6 protein-coding genes are annotated in these 15,632 nt (G+C 62.0%); 4 read left to right on the forward strand and 2 right to left on the reverse strand.

Annotated features, from left to right (window positions below; genetic code table 11):
* Nucleotides 1-138: 138 nt before the first annotated feature.
* Both K7G82_RS19475 and K7G82_RS19480 read right to left on the reverse strand, forming a co-directional pair.
* Nucleotides 139-9,072: a beta strand repeat-containing protein gene (locus tag K7G82_RS19475; protein ID WP_222991602.1), complete on the reverse strand. Its 8,934-nt coding sequence runs from the start codon at nucleotides 9,070-9,072 to the stop codon at nucleotides 139-141.
* 52 nt (nucleotides 9,073-9,124) lie between these two features.
* Nucleotides 9,125-11,815 carry an Ig-like domain-containing protein gene (locus K7G82_RS19480; RefSeq protein ID WP_222991603.1) on the reverse strand — a complete coding sequence of 897 codons (2,691 nt, stop codon included), beginning with the start codon at nucleotides 11,813-11,815 and terminating at the stop codon, nucleotides 9,125-9,127.
* A gap of 6 nt (nucleotides 11,816-11,821) precedes the next feature.
* Here K7G82_RS19480 and K7G82_RS19485 point away from each other — a divergent pair, with 6 nt between their 5' ends.
* The 4 genes from K7G82_RS19485 (at nucleotide 11,822) to K7G82_RS19500 (ending at nucleotide 15,622) form a co-directional block, all read left to right on the forward strand.
* On the forward strand, nucleotides 11,822-12,127 hold the full coding sequence (locus K7G82_RS19485; RefSeq protein ID WP_222991604.1) for a hypothetical protein: 306 nt from the start codon (nucleotides 11,822-11,824) through the stop codon (nucleotides 12,125-12,127).
* Between the two features lie 444 nt (nucleotides 12,128-12,571).
* Nucleotides 12,572-13,036, forward strand: coding sequence for a helix-turn-helix domain-containing protein (locus K7G82_RS19490; protein ID WP_222991605.1), 465 nt, complete (start codon nucleotides 12,572-12,574; stop codon nucleotides 13,034-13,036).
* Nucleotides 13,037-13,279: 243 nt separating this feature from the next.
* Nucleotides 13,280-13,687 carry a hypothetical protein gene (locus K7G82_RS19495; RefSeq protein ID WP_222991606.1) on the forward strand — a complete coding sequence of 136 codons (408 nt, stop codon included), beginning with the start codon at nucleotides 13,280-13,282 and terminating at the stop codon, nucleotides 13,685-13,687.
* Nucleotides 13,688-13,810: 123 nt separating this feature from the next.
* Nucleotides 13,811-15,622 carry a tetratricopeptide repeat-containing sulfotransferase family protein gene (locus K7G82_RS19500; protein ID WP_246623706.1) on the forward strand — a complete coding sequence of 604 codons (1,812 nt, stop codon included), beginning with the start codon at nucleotides 13,811-13,813 and terminating at the stop codon, nucleotides 15,620-15,622.
* The last annotated feature ends 10 nt before the right edge of the window (nucleotides 15,623-15,632 follow it).

Below are 15,632 nucleotides of genomic sequence, written 5' to 3' on the forward strand. Positions count from 1 at the left end.
TTTACTCCCGTTTACCCCCGAAGCCGTCCCCGGCCCTCATCCGCACATAACCAAAAAAAAGGCCTCCGCGAAAGTCGCGGAGGCCGAATTTTTTGCAGATTTCCGCGGCCGCCCGCCGAAGCAAGCGGCCCTGGAAGATCAGACGAAGTTGGCCGAAGACCAGGTCGCCGTGCCGAAGTGATCGACAATCGCGATCGACTGAACGTCGAAGTTCGTCGAGTCGAGATTGGCGAGCGCGCCAGCGCCGACCTGCACCGCGTAGATGCCCGACTGGCCCGATCCGTCCACGTTCTCGAGAACGAACAGGTAGGTACCGGCATTGGTGATCGCGCCGATGGCGTTGCCGATCGCGGTTTCCACTTCACCATTCGCCGAGAGATCCGAAAGATCCACATCGGCAAGGCCGGTGATCGTGATGACCGCACCCGCGGCTCCGGCGAATGCCGTATCCGTGCCCGAAGCGATCTCCGTATAGTTCGCACCCGTGAAGTGGGTGGCGCCAACGGTGATGTTCAGCACATCCGGCGTACCGGCGGTGGACCAGAACGTCTCGATCCCAACCGAAGCATCCACACCACCATTGGCACCATTGGTGTCGTTGATGATGATGGTGTTGCCATTGGCGACCGCCAGATCGACCGACTGGACCGCCCGCGTTGCATCCGAACCCGCGAAGGTGATGGTGCTCGCGGTCGCGCCGTTCAGGATGTAGTGCTCGATATTATCGGCCACAACCGCCTGAGTGGTCGCCTCGAAGTTACCATTGGTGGTCAGGGTCACCTCATCGGTGGTTCCCATTCCCTTCACGTTGCCGACCAGGAAGCTGTCATACTGAGCGCCGGTCATGGTGACCGAGCCGCTCACCGAGAGCAGTTCCAGGCTCGTCAGCGTCGCACCCACGGTGGTGTCGCCATCGTCAAGCACCAGCGTATCGTTGCCGAGGCCGCCGTCGATGACGCTGCCATTCAGATTGTCAGCGGAAGCGGTGCTGCGGATGGTGTCGTCTCCGGCGGTACCGGTGACGTCCTGGCCGTTCTCGCCGATCGCGAAGTCGAAGCTTCCGGTCGACGTGCGGTTCAGCACGTAAGCGTCAATTCCAGCGAAACCAACAACGGTGTTGGCGCCAACCTCGGTGTTGACCACCGTGAAGGTGTTCCGGCCCCCATCATTGTTGGCGCCGGTCGCGGGCGAATTCACGGTGGTGAACCCGTTGTGCTGCTTGGAGGTCATGATGACGTCGTCACCATTGTCCGCAAGCGTCAGGGTTTCCGCCGTGGTCACGTCACCACCATTCACACCGGTGATGTCGACATCGCCAGTACCGCCGTTGCCGTCGATGTACAGCGTATCATCAAGACCATCGAGCGCCCAAGTGCCGCCAACATTCATGCCAAAAGCGGAATTGTTGATGGCGATCTTGTCAGCGCCGCCAGCACCCGTAACCGAGACGTTGAAGTTGCTGTCCGTGAAAACCAGGAAGTTGTTGATGTTGACGGTGCTTCCGCCAACGCCGTCTCCGTTCAGGACATAGGCTTCAACCTGATTACGACCATTGATCGTCCCGTCGTTCGACAGCGTGATCGTGTTCGTTCCCGTCGCCTGGAAGCCAACCAGCGTGTCGCTAGCGAAGGCCTCATGCTGAGCCACGGACATCGTGACGCTGGCATTGTTGGCGATCTGGATGAACTCGGCCGTCGTAGCCGCGCCACCGTTCACGCCGCTGATGTCAGCGCCATTTGCCGCGACGACGGTGTCCGCAATCGCTCCGAGGTTCCAGTTGCCGCCAACCTTGTTGCCGCCGACGTTGATCGTGTCGGACGAGCCACCGATCGCGAGGACGTTCACATCCGGCGTCGCCGCATTCACGATCAGCGTGTTCGAGGCGTTCGAGAGGTTGTAATTCTCGACATCCGCGAATGCCGTGACCGTGCCTGCATTGATGATGATCAGCGTATCCACACCGGCAGTCGCCGTGGTGGTGGCGAACGCCTCATGCTGCACCTGGGTGAGCGTGAGGTTGTTGATCGCACCGGTCAGCTCCAGCTCTTCCGCGGTGGTCGCGAGACCGCCGTTGACGCCCGAGATCTTGGTCGAGGTACCGTTCACTTCGAGAACGTCATTGAGGTTCTGAAGATCCCAGGTGCCCGTCGCCACCACATTGGTGTTGATGACGACGCGATCATTGTCACCGGTGCCGCTGGTGTCCTTGATGTTCACCGCACCGTTGAGCTCGTTCACGACGATCGTGTTCGCCGCAGCGGAGAGATCGTAGTTCTCGATCGATTCCTCTGCATTGATCAGGCCAGCGTCGGTGATCACGACCGTCTCATTGCCCGTCGCGATGAATGGAGCGGTGAAGCCTTCGTGCTGGTCAACGGTCATGGAGACGGTGAAGCCGGCGCCGAGTTCGAGCGTCTCGGCAGTGGTTTCGTTACCGCCGTTGATGCCCGAAAGATCGGTGTTGTCGGTGGTGACGACCAGCTTGTCACCGACAAAGCCGGTGTTGCCCGCCAGGTCCAGCGTGACGCCGGTGAAGTCGACCCGATCGCCCGTCCGGACAACATCATTGTTGCTGCCCGAGGTGGTCACGCTGACCGTCTGGTCGGCGAGATTTGCGAAGGAGAAGTCGTTGCCGGCGATGTTCGCCAGGACGTAGTTCTCGATCGCGTTGCGTGCGGTAACCGCGACGACCGGACCAACGAAGTTGATCGTGTCGGTGCCGGCGCCGCCCGTGGGCTGCAGCGCGTTATACTGGCCGTACTTCATCGTCACCGAGCCGTTGACTGTCACGTTTTCGAAGTTCGTGATCGACGTGGCGTTGGTGATGTCCGTGCCGGTGTTGAGGATCAGCGTGTCCGGATCGCCTGCACCGGTGCCGCCGTTGAGCGTGCCCGTGACAGCCAAGCCGTTCACGATAACCGTCTGCGCGTTGTCGGCGTCACCGGTCACGTTCTGCGCCGCGGCGCCGAGCGTGAAGGTAAAGGCATCGTTCAGCACATAGGTTTCGATCGAGGCGTTGCCCAAGACGGCACTGTCCGCACCATTGGCGCCGGCATCGGTCAGCGTGAAGGTGTTGACGAGGTTGCCGTTGATAGCGGCGAAGTCGTCATGCTGCGCCTCGGTCGCGGTGATGTCACCGGTGAGGTTCAGCGTGGCCAGGGTGGTGGCCGCACCGCCGTTGACGCCGCTGATATCCGTCGTGCCCGTGGCCGTCAGGGTATCGTTGCCGCCGCCGAAGCTCCAGTCGCCGTCCACGGCGAAGCCGTTCACGACCACTTCGTCCTCGTACACGCCGCTAACGTCATTCGCGGTGAGATCGACCGAACCGTTGCCCGAGTTCACGATGAACTTCGTGTTGGCGTTGCCGTTGGCGATGTAGCCATCGACCACGACTTCAGCGTTCACTGTGCCGCCCGAGCTGAGGCTGATCACGTCGGTCGTAAGACCGGTATCGATGATGCTGGCGAAGCCTTCATGCTGGCCAACCGTCATCGAAACCACACCGCCGGTCAGCTTCAGCGTTTCGACCGCCGAGGTGTTCGCGGCGCCGGTGATGAAGTCACCATTGCCGTCACCATAGATGGCGAAACCGTCGTTGATGCCGCCAAGATTGTCGCCGGCATCAACCGTCAGCGTATCGTTGCCGGCGCCGCCGAGCGTGCCGGAGACGTTGCTGATCGCACCCGTCAGGATCTCGTTGTTGCCGAGACCAGTGTTGACGTTCTGCGAACCGATGCCGAGCGTGAACTTGTCGTCCAGATCCGAGAGCACATAGTTCTCGATATCCGCCAGGCCGGTGATGCCGTTGATGCCGTTGAACGCCTTCTGGTTGGTCGCGCTCGCAGCGACGCTTGCCGTCGTGCTGGTCGTGATCGTGATCGTGTCGGTCGAGTCCGGGAACGCGTCACCACGATCGACGATATTGCCGGCATTGCCGTTCGTACCGTCCGTACCGTGCTGCGCCGCATTCATCTTGACCGAGGATTCGGTGATCAGCGTCTCTTCGATATCCCACAGGTTCGCACCCGAGATATCGTCGTCATGGTCGAGGACGAGCTGGTCGTAACCCGCGCCGCCATCGAGCTTGCCGGTGACGATATCGACCGCACCCGTGCGGATGATGTCGTCATTGACGCCGGTCTGCACGTTCTGGCCGCTGGCGCCGAGGGTGAAATCGTCACCCGAAACGACGTTCGCGGCGTTCTTCGTGCCGGTCAGGATGTAGTTCTCGATCGAGGCATCGCCCTGGATGGCATAGATGGTGCCGACCAGCGTGATCGTCTGCGGATTGGTTGCACCGTCCGTCAGGTTCAGGAAGGTGTTGTGCTGCAGATAGGTCATCGTGGCCGAGCCATCGATCTCCGCGACTTCGACATTGCTGATGCTCGAGCCCGAGATGTCCTGGTTCTTGATCACGACGGTGTCGTTGCCCAGGCCGCCATCGACGGTCCACGGACCGACACCCAGCAGCAGGAAGCGATCGTCGAGGAAAGTGCCGGTGACCGAGGTGCCCGAGGGAACCAGGGTCGCGCCGACCACCGCACCGGTGGCCGCCGTGTCGAGCACATCCTTCGCCTGCAGCGTCGAGACGCCCTGCATCACGATCTGGATGTCGTTGCCGTTGAGCACGCCGTCATCGTTCAGATCGACCCAGAGGGCATTCTCGTCCTGCTGATAGACGATGTCGAGCTTGCCGTCGCCGGCCGTGATCGCGCCCTGCGCCTGGCCGAAGGTGGCGAGATTGCCGACGAAGCGGATCTCGGCGCCTTCACCGTACTTGGCGATCGCTTCCGTCACATAGCGGATGTCGATGACATCCGAGCCGGAGGTGAAGCCGGTGACGGTGTCACGCGCGGTCGAGGTCGAGCTCTCCATGCGCGCCCGGTACAGGATCTGGTCGTTGCCCGCGCCCGTATCGATCACGTCGGCGCCGAGGCCGCCATAGATCTGATCGTTGCCCGCGCCCGTCGAGATCGTGTCAGTGCCGTCGCCGCCATCGACGATGTCATTGCCCGAACCGGTCGTGACATTGTCGTTGCCGGTGCCGGCGAAGACGGTGTTGTTGCCGTTGCCGGCATTGACGACGTCGTTGCCCGAACCGGTCACGATCGAGTCGTCGCCCGAACCGGCCGTGACGCTGTCGTTACCCAAGCCGGTGACGATGGTGTTGTTGCCTTCACCCGCGTTGACGGTGTCGTTGCCGCTGCCCGTGGTGATCTGGTCAGGACCGCCGCCGCCGATGACGTTCAGGTTCGCCTCTGCGGAAGCCCCCTGAAGGATCAGCGATTCGGCCGGAGCGTCGAGGTCGCTGGCATCGATGGTCTGGCTGGTCGCACCGGGGCTGAGATCCGAAGCCTTGGTATCGATGATCAGCGTGGTGCTGGCCAGGCCGGTATCGATCACCTTGATGGTCTCGACCTTGGTGACGTTGGTCAGATCGGCAGTGCCGTTGCCGGCGCTGACGTTGAGCACGTCGTTGACCGTCGTGCCGCCCGTGATCTGGTCACCCGCGGTCAGATCCGAGTCGAGCGCGTTGATCGTCAGCACCGCGGCCGAAGCCAGGGCGTTGATCGTGTCGTTGCCACCCGTCAGGTTGACCGTCGTCGCGTTGTTGAACGCCGCGTCGAAGGTCACCTTGTCGTTGCCGGCCGTGTCGTCGATGCGGACGATGCCCGCCTGATCGGCTTCGAAGCCGAGCGTGGCGTTCAGATCACCCGCATCCTCACCCGTCAGGATCTCGACATTCGAGATGTTGACGAACGCATCGTCGGTCAGCGCGGTCTTGAAGAAGCCCTGGGTCTGGACGATGCGATCGAGGCCGGCACCGCCGTCCATGGTGACCGTCGAACCGAGATCCGAACCGTCGATGAACAGCGAGTCGACGCCGGTGCCGCCATGGAAGTTGATGTTGTTGTTGGTGCCGACATTGCGCTTCACGACATTGGTTTCGGTCGACGAACCATAGACGTTGAACTGGAAGTCCGCGTCGGTCTGGCCGGCGGCCAGCGTCATGGTGAAGCTGTCATTCTGATCGGTCAGCGCCGAGGCATCGACCTTGATCTGCGTCAGCGTGCCGACATTGCCGCCCGTGAAGGTCAGCGAGTTGTCGTCGAAATCAGCCAAACCGTCATTACCGACGTCACCGTTGGCGAGGATCGTGAACTGCTCGACATCGCTGAAGTTGGTCAGATTGACCTTCGCCGTCACCGCACCGTTGGTGTTGTCGAGAATGACCGAGTCCGTACCGGCGCCGCCGGCATAGGAGTCGAAATTGGTCAGCTCGCTGCCCGTGACGATCACCTGATCGTCGCCGTCACCGGTGATGTAGCTCTGGATGCCCTCGCCACCATAGATGGTGTCGTTGCCGCTACCCGTCTTCACGACGTCGTTGTTTCCGGCGCCAACGCCTTCGACATAGACCGTCACGCCGACCGTGAAGGCCGAAGCATCGATCACGGTGCCGCTGGTGCTGTCGACCGAACGGATCGTGCGGATGCCGGCTTCCTGCGCTTCCGCCGCCAGGGTGCTGGTGTGGCCTTCGGCGACGTAGAATTCCTCGATGCTGTTCACATTGGTGAAGTCCGCATCGACGATGTCACGCGTCGAATCCGAGGCATCGATCGTGTCGTTGCCGGCGCCGCCGGAGATGCTGTCGCCGCTGGTCAGTTCGCTGTCGACTTCGATATAGTCGTCACCAGTACCCGTATCGACGCTGTCGTCACCGCCCAGACCGATATTGACATAGTCATTGCCGGCGCCAGTCGAGATCGTGTCACCGACCACGCCCGAGATCACCGCATCGTTGCCGGCGCCGCCGATGACGCTCATCGCGAAATCGGTGACCGGAGCGCTGCTGATGTACACGCCTTCGTCGCCGAGCAGCACGTTGCCGTCGATGGTCAGCGTGCCGTTCGCCGTCGGGGCGTTACCGTTGTGGAGCGTGATGTCGTAGGTATTCGCGTTCAGCGGATCCAGCTCCTCTTCGAGCAGCACGATCTTCTCGATCTCCGAGAAATTGCTGTTCGTGTCGAGGTAGGTATCGCCGTCGAGCACCAGCGTGTCCGAACCGTCGCCACCGATGATGGTGTCGTCGTTGGCGACATTGTTGTCGCCGGGCGCCTTGATCGTGTCGTCGCCCGAACCAGTGACGATGCTGTCGGTGCCGCCGCCGACACCATTGGTGTCGCCGGTATAGCCGCCGATATTGACGGTCAGGTTGGAGGTGAAGCCCGCGGCATTGACAGTGTCGTTGCCGACATAGTTCCAGTCGGTGTTGATGATCTGGATGCCGGCTTCCTGCGCCTCGTTGACGGTATCGGCATCGCCGCCGTCATTGAGGTTCAGGTTATGGCCCGCGCCCGTCTGGGTCAGCACTTCAAGGCTGGAGACGTGGGTGAAATGTTCAGCGCTGGCGACATCCTGGTCGATACGAAGTTCGTCCGTACCGTCACCGAAGGAGAAGTTGTCGCGGACGAAGTCTTCGCCATTCGCGTTGAATTCACCGGCGGCGACAGTGACAGTATCGTCACCTTCGCCGGCGATCACCGTGTCGAAGCCCGAGCCGGTGAAGATCGAGTCGTTACCCGCACCCGAGTCGACCAGATCGTCGCCGCTGCCGGCATTGATCGTGTCCGCACCCGCGCCGGTCACGACAACGTCGTTGCCGCTACCTGCGGCCACGCTGTTGTCGCCGTCGCCGGCGTTGATGTCGTCATTGCCAGCGCCCGAGCTGATCGTGTCGTTGCCGGCGCCCGCGCGGATCGTATCCGCACCGTTGCCCGAGGTGACCGAGTTCGCGCCCTCGCCCGCATCGACGAAATTGTCGCCGTTCGCGGCATTGACCGTATCGTCACCGGTGCCGGTGCTGATCGAATCGTCGGCATTGCCCGCTTCGACGATGTCGATGCCCGAGCTGCCGATATAGGTGACGTCCTGGTTGGCGCCGTCATTGTCCGAGAAGTCGATATCGACCGTCGCCGTCGACGCCGAGGCATCGATGGTGCGCACCGTGGTGTTCAGCGCGTCGTCGATCTTCAGATTCTGCGTCGCCTTGATGTTCAGCGTCGTCAGGTTGGTGTCGAGCGTATCGAGCTCCGAAGCGCCCAGTTCGTTCGAGATATTGACGGTTTCGATACCGCTATTGCCGTTCGAAACGCTGCCGATCTTCAGATTGTCGGCGAAGCTCGTCTTGATGACGACGTCGACGACCGTGTCGCCGGCGACGACGCTGTCCTGATACTGAACGTTGACGTCAGGCGCGGTGTTGCCGGGAGCGCCGTTGGTGACGTTGTTCAGTTCGATATCGGCGCCGTTCGCATTGAGCGAGGTCGCCTGCAGGAAGGTGATATCGTCCGAGCTGTTCAGCGAAACCAGCGTTTCGACGCCCTTGGTGCCCGAGAGATCGATGAGGATCGCCTGATCGTCGTCGTTGGTGACTTCGATGCGCTGGACATTGACGGTGGTGAAGCCGCCATAGGTGTACGGACCTTCGAGGAAGCCGGTCAGCGCGGTGTCGGTCGACAGGCTGAGCGTGTTGTAGCCGGCGCCGCCATCCAGCTTGTCGCCCGCGTTGAGCGTGCGGTTGAAGCCGATATAGGTGTCGTCAGCAACGCCGCCCGGGGTCGTATCGACACCGGCAGTGAGAACGATGTTGTTCTGGCTGTTGTTGTTGCCGTCCGGCGCGACCGCGACGGGCGCGTTGGTCACGACCTGCGAGCCGAGCACGACGTTGGTGCCGTTGTAGACGAGCGTACGGCTGTCGACCAGGTTGCCGGCCGAATTCTCGAACACGATGGTCACGCCGACGGTGCCGATCGGAATCACCACGGTGATGCCGTCCGAAGCGCTGGTCAGCACGGCGTTCGAGCCGCTGATCTGTACGGTGAAGTCGCTAGCGACGTCGGTCAGGCGGATCGTGTCGCCGCCGCGCGCGAAGTCGCCCTGAAAATTGGCGATGGTGTTGTCATAGACCGTAACGGTTTCGGCACCAAGATTGGTGCCGAAGACGTCAACGGTGCCAAGAATGGCGCCTGCGGTCCCGCCGGACTGCACTACAAGACGATTGTTAGCCATGATGTAATCCCCGCTTTAATCTTTGAAATAGGTTGAACAGGCGCGTGAAGCGTCAGGCGTAAGAGAAGAAATCGAAGCCGACATAAGCCTCCACTGTCTGCTCTTTGACGTCGAAGATACCCGGATTGCTGTCGAAGAAGCCTTCCAGCGTGATCCGGTTAACAACACCCGTCGTGAGATTGATGATCAGATCGTGACCATTCTGGGCGACCGTGAAATTATAGTCGCCGGGATTGGCATTGCTGACCACGATCTTGTCGTCGCTGCTGAAGTTGGCGATGATGACGTCGTTCCCGACATTGGCATTTTCCGTGTAGGTCACTGCCACGCCCTGCGCATCGAACGCGAGAACCGGATTCGGCCCCGTCGAGGATGCCGGCGTGTTGGGATCATTGTCATTGTCGAGGTCGGCGGAGCGGGTTTCGCTCGGGACCGCGCTGCTGCGCAGATAATCCACGCCGGTGGTGCCCAGCGCCGCATTGATCGCCGCCTCGGCAGCGTCCGGATTGTTCGCCAGCAGGCCGGGATCGACAACATCGAAAATGCCGTCGATCACGATCCGGCTCACCACGCCGCCATTGGCCTGGGTGATGACCAGATCGCCATTGGTGTTGGTGAAGTTGTAGTTGCCGAGCAGCGTCGAGAAGAGAATGTAATCGTTGGTGCCGAAGTTCTGGATCACCACCTCATTCGCCGTATTGCCGCTTTCGTTGAACTGGTAGTTCACGTCGAGCACGTCGGCCGGGCTGTTGCCGCTGGCGTCGATCGTCACCGGGTTCTGCGCATCACCGACATCGATCGAGAGCTGATCGACCAGATCGTTGACGCTCAGCGCCACATCCTGGCTGACACTCGCGATACCGTCCGAAACGGTGACCGTGAAATCATAGCTCTGCTTGGCTTCGTAATTGGGCGAAGCGATGATGGTCACCGCGCCAGTCGCCGAATTGATCGCCAGCAGGCCGGCATCGGCACCGGAGATGCTGTAGCTGAGCACGCTGCCCTGATCCACGTCGGTTGCGGTTGCCGTATAGATCGTCGATCCTGCGGCGATATTCTCGTTGAAGCTGCCCGTCGTCGCGGAAGTCAGGACCGGCGCATCGTTCTTGCCATTGACGGTGATGCTTGCGGTTCCCGTATCCGAGCCGCCATGCCCGTCCGACACCGTATAGTTGAACGTCACCACCCGGGTGGAACCGGCAGCGATCGAGTCATAGGACGGATGATCGGCATTGAAGTTGAACGTGCCGTTCGGATTGAACGTCAGCCCATCAACACTTCCGACAAGCGCAAACGTCAGCGTGTCGCCAGCATCGACATCCGTGTCGTTGAGGGCGACATTGCCGCTGAGCGCCGCATCTTCGTCAACGCTGAAGCTGTCATCGACGGCAACCGGCGCATCATTCACACCTGTGACCGTGATCGTCAGCGTCGACGTGGAGGTGCCGCCCTTGCCGTCGGAAACGGTGTAGTTGGCGACAACCGCCTGCGTCGCGCCGGCGCCCAGGCTGTCATAGCTGGCCGGATCGAAGCTGTAGCTGCCATTGGCATTCAGCGTCAGCCCGGTGACGGGCGCATTGAGCGTGTAGGTCAGCGTATCGCCGGCATCGACATCCGTCGCCGCCAGCTGCCCCGTGACGACCGCACCATCTTCGGTCGCAGCCGCAGTCGCGGCCACAGCGACGGGCGCATCGTTCACACCGGTGACCGTGATCGTCAGCGTCGAATTGTGCGTCGCACCCTTGTCGTCGGTGACGGTGTAGGTCGCAACGACATCCTGCGTCACGCCGGCGCCGATGCTGTCATAGCTGGCCGGATCGAAGCTGTAGCTGCCGTTGGAGTTGATCGTCAGGCCGGCAGGCGCCGTACCCGAGATCGCATAGGTGAGCGTGGCGCCCGCATCGGCATCCGTCGCAACGAGCTGACCGGTGACGACCGCACCATCCTCGGTGGCGGTGTTCGTCGCAGCCGTCGCAACCGGCGCGTCATTGACGCCGGTGACCGTGATCGTCAGCGTCGACGTGGCGGTGCCGCCCTTGCCGTCCGAGACCGTGTAGTTCGCAACGACATCCTGCTTCACACCAGCAGCCAGGCTGTCATAGCTGGCCGGATCGAAGCTGTAGCTGCCATCGGCATTGAGGGTCAGACCAGCAGGCACGGTGCCCGTGAGCGCATAAGTGAGCGTATCGCCGTCAACATCGGTTGCCGCCAGCTTGCCCGTCACGACCGGACCATCCTCGGTCGCGGTGTTCGTCGCCGCCACGCCGACCGGCGCGTCATTGACGGGCGTGATCGTCACGGTGACGGTCTGCGTCGCAGTGCCACCCTTGCCGTCCGAAACCGTGACGGTGAAGGTGTCCGTGCCGTTGGCATTGGCGTTCGGCGTGTAGGTGAGCACGTTGCCGGCCACCGTCACCGCACCCTTGGTGGGCGCACTCGCCGTGTAGGTCAGCGTGTCGCCGTCCGCGTCGGTACCGGCAACGGTGATCGTCGCCTTGGTATCTTCGTTGGTGGTGACCGCCTGGGTCGCATTGACGGTCGGCGCGGTGTTCTTCTTGCCACCACCGCCGCCACCGGCCGCGAGCGCGGCACCGCCGCCGAGCAGAACGACACCGCCGATGATCAGCGGGGTCGAATCACCACCATCGCTATCCGAATCATCCGACGCCGCAGCGCCGCCGGCATCCTGGCCAGCCTCGGGCGAAAGCGCACCGACCGCGGCACTCGCCGACGCGTCGACCATGGCGAGATGCTCGCCCTTGCCCTCAGCCTCCTCGGAGGCCTTATTAATAAGCTTGCCGTCTTCGTCGCGCTCTTCTTTCTTGACGGCGTCGACATGGGCATTGGCCTTCACCGGCGCAGGCGCAGCGACGCCAGCACCAGGCTTGCCGTTCAGCGCAGCCTTGACGGGAGCAGCAACAGCCGCCTTGGCCGCCGCATCGACAGCCCCTTGCCCATCAACCGCTGCACGACCTTCCTTGAGACTGAAACCCTGGGCATTCGCCTTATTCGTAGCATTTTCAGACGCAAGCTTGGTCATACAGAACCCCTTTAAATAGCAACAGGTCGCCTAAGTCGGCCGCCCCACGGATCGCACAGCCCAACGCCACGCTAAACGCAGGTCGCATAAGCGCAAAGTCGTGATCGTTTGGTAGATGCGCCGCGCACGCAAAGAAAGCAGTTAATGGTATCCATTGTATATATATCGATCTGTGCAGAACATATATGCGTTAACTGTTCTCACCCCCGCCCATTGATGCGATAAACCACGGGTTGGGGCGGCTTTTGCCCGGCCTCGGCGATAGGGGCCAAGGTGCCGGGATCGGCAAGATCGAGACATGATCGGCAGGGCGCGTGCCGGGCGGCGACCCGGCTGCGCACGACGGAACGAGACGAGGTACCAAGAAACGGCACAGTAAATCGGAATATAGGCGAAGGTACTCGATCCGTTATACGCGCGCTTCGCTACCGGATGTTTGCGCCGGACTGATATTCATCGATGGACGATATGAATTCGCGGCGACCAACTTGCCGATACTTTGCGACAGTGCGCGTATTGGTGGTCGAGCGGCGGGATGTAACGGATGGCCGGTTGGGCGAGGGACGCCGCCGGCGAGTGTTTTGGGGATCGGCTTTGCAGAACAATATGCACATCCAGGTGGAGAAGATTCTCGAGATCAACCGCCGATTTTCCGAGCAGGTGGGCATCGAGGCGTTGAGGCCCGAGGCGAAAATCCTCTTCACGCTCAAGACAAAGGGCAGCCTGAGCGTCAAGGAAGCGATGATTCTCTCCGGCCTGTCCTATCGCGGATTCTACATCGTGCTGGCCCGGCTGGCCAATAGCGGCTGGATCACGATGGAGGCTGACCTGAAGGATCGCCGAGTGAAGCGGATCCTGCTCGCCGACCAGAGCTTTGGGGACTATCCCCTGCGCGTCAACGTGCTTCCGCCTGCGGCCGGCTGACGCCACTCCTGCGCGCGACGATCGTTGCGCGGTCAATCCGAATCACGTTGAATTCCCGGCCTTTTCCGAATCACCCCGGCGCGGCCCCGGGGTGATCGACCGGGTATGGTTGCCGCCCGGTCAACCGCTCGGATCCCGGAACCAAGCCGTTTTGGGGCATTCGCCAGCCAGAGAAATCACGCCTTGCCAAGACTTCGCCCGGAGGATATTTTTACTAAATATATATAACCCGTGGGGGGTGTTATGGCGTCCAATAGTCAGGACGGAAGCGTGGTCGAATCTCGGACGAACACCGCGCCGAATGCCCGACAGTATGATATCCTGTTGAATCTCAATCGATATTTCCAAAGCGAACACGGCTTTGAAGTGTTGACTCCGGATGCCAAGCTGTTTTGCGTGCTGGGCGCGAAGGGCAGTCTGAGCGTCAAGGAAGCGATGTTGTTCTCGGGCCTGTCGTATCGCGGCTTCTACCTTGTGGCCGGACGGCTCGCCGGTCGTGGCAGCATCGTGCTTGAAGGCGATCCCCATGACGGCCGTGTGAAGCGGATCAGCCTGGCCGCCAACGCCAAGACCATGCTCGCGGCACTTCAGGAAACGATGCCGCTGATGGACAGCCACCAGGACGCGCTACCTCAGCTAAGAGCCGGCTAACGGCACGCACCGCCGTTTATAGGTTATAGGGCGCGACGTTCGATGACCGCCCCCCTGGGCAACGCCCGACGCATATCGTCAAGACGGTTGCGTCCGCACGTTACAGTCGCGATGCTGCGGCGCATGTCGATATCGTCGCGCATGTCGGGAACCGTCGAGGAAGCGCTGGACCTGACCAACCGCCTGTTGAGGACCGACCCCGCACGCGCGGCCGCGCAGGCGCGCGAGATATTGGCGGTCGATCGCTTCAATGCCGATGCCCATCGCCTGCTCGGTCGCGCGCTGCGCGCGACCGGCGACGCGGAGGGGGCCGCCCGCGCCGAACTGGGTGCGATCTCCGCCTCGACCCGCGATCCGATGCTGGTGGAGGCCGCCACCGCGTTGCTCGACGGCAAGCTGGCGGTCGCGGAACATATTCTACGCCCCAGGCTGAAAGCGAATCCGTTCGACGTCGCGGCGATTCGCATGATGGCCGAACTTGCCGGGCGGCTGGAACGCTATGCAGACGCGGAGAATCTGCTGCGTCGCGCGCTTGAGCTCGCGCCGGCGTTCGCGGCGGCGCGCTCCAATCTCGCCACGGTGCTCTACCGCCAGAATCGCCATGGCGAGGCGATCGCGGAACTCGACACGCTGCTGGACGACGACCCCGAAAATCCCGCGCACAGCAATCTGAAGGCGGCGGCGCTTGGCCGGGTCGGCAGCTATGAGGAGGCGATCGGCCTTTACGAGGCGGTACTGGCGCGCGTGGAACGCCAGCCGAAGATCTGGATGAGCTACGGCCATGTGCTCAAGACGGTGGGCCGCCAGGCCGACGGCATCGCCGCCTATCGCCGCGCGATCGAGATGCGCCCGCAGCTTGGCGAAGTCTGGTGGAGCCTGGCCAATCTCAAGACGGTGAAGCTCGACGATGGCGATGTCGCGACGATGGGCCGCGCGCTGGAGGACGAGAGCATCGGCGAGGATGACCGCTTCCACCTCCATTTCGCGCTCGGCAAGGCGCTGGAGGATGCGGAACAGACGGAGCAGGCCTTCGCACATTACAAGGAAGGCAACCGGCTGCGCCGTGAGTCGATCGATTATGACCGCCAGGAGATCACTGGTCTGGTCGATCGCAGCATCGCGCTGTTCACGCCCGAATTCCTGGAGGCGCGCACGGGCCAGGGCTGCCCTGTCCCCGATCCGATCTTCATCCTGGGCATGCCGCGCGCCGGGTCGACGCTGATCGAGCAGATCCTGTCGAGCCATCCGCTGATCGAAGGCACGCAGGAACTGCCGGACATCAGCCAGATGGCGCGACGGCTTAGCGGCCGCAAGCTCAAGAGCGACGACAGCGCCTATCCCCAGGAGATCGCGGCGCTCGATCCGCAGACGCTGCGCGCGCTGGGCGAGGAATATCTGGAACGTACGCGAATCCAGCGCAAGACCGACCGCCCCTATTTCATCGACAAGATGCCCAACAACTGGGCACATAGCGGGCTGATCCACCTGATCCTGCCCAATGCCAGGATCATCGATGCGCGGCGCCATCCGCTCGACTGCTGCTTCTCCAACTTCAAGCAGCATTTCGCGCGCGGCCAGGGCTTCACCTACGACCTGGACGATCTGGGCCGCTATTATGCCGATTATGTCCGGCTGATGACGCATATCGACGGGGTGCTGCCCGGCCGCGTCCACCGGGTATTCCACGAAGCGATGATCGAGGATACCGAGGCGCAGGTCCGCGCGCTGCTCGATCATGTCGGCGTCGCGTTCGATCCGGCCTGCCTGCGCTTCTGGGAGAATGACCGGGCCGTGCGCACGGCCAGTTCCGAACAGGTGCGGCGCCCGATCAACCGCGAGGGCGTCGATCAATGGCGGCGCTTCGAACCCTGGCTTTCGCCGCTCAAGCATTCGCTCGGACCGGTGCTGGAACGATATCCCGACAGCCCTTTCTGACATTTTCGTT

It is taken from the genome of Sphingomonas colocasiae, assembly GCF_019880585.1.
Taxonomy (GTDB): domain Bacteria; phylum Pseudomonadota; class Alphaproteobacteria; order Sphingomonadales; family Sphingomonadaceae; genus Sphingobium_A; species Sphingobium_A colocasiae.

Bases quoted from the DNA above. Each gene is read 5' to 3' on its own strand.
- K7G82_RS19475 (WP_222991602.1), bottom strand. From the start codon at position 9,072: ATGGCTAACAATCGTCTTGTAGTGCAGTCCGGCGGGACCGCAGGCGCC.
- K7G82_RS19480 (WP_222991603.1), bottom strand. From the start codon at position 11,815: ATGGTCGACGCGTCGGCGAGTGCCGCGGTCGGTGCGCTTTCGCCCGAG.
- K7G82_RS19485 (WP_222991604.1), top strand. From the start codon at position 11,822: ATGCTCGCCCTTGCCCTCAGCCTCCTCGGAGGCCTTATTAATAAGCTT.
- K7G82_RS19490 (WP_222991605.1), top strand. From the start codon at position 12,572: ATGGACGATATGAATTCGCGGCGACCAACTTGCCGATACTTTGCGACA.
- K7G82_RS19495 (WP_222991606.1), top strand. From the start codon at position 13,280: ATGGCGTCCAATAGTCAGGACGGAAGCGTGGTCGAATCTCGGACGAAC.
- K7G82_RS19500 (WP_246623706.1), top strand. From the start codon at position 13,811: ATGTCGATATCGTCGCGCATGTCGGGAACCGTCGAGGAAGCGCTGGAC.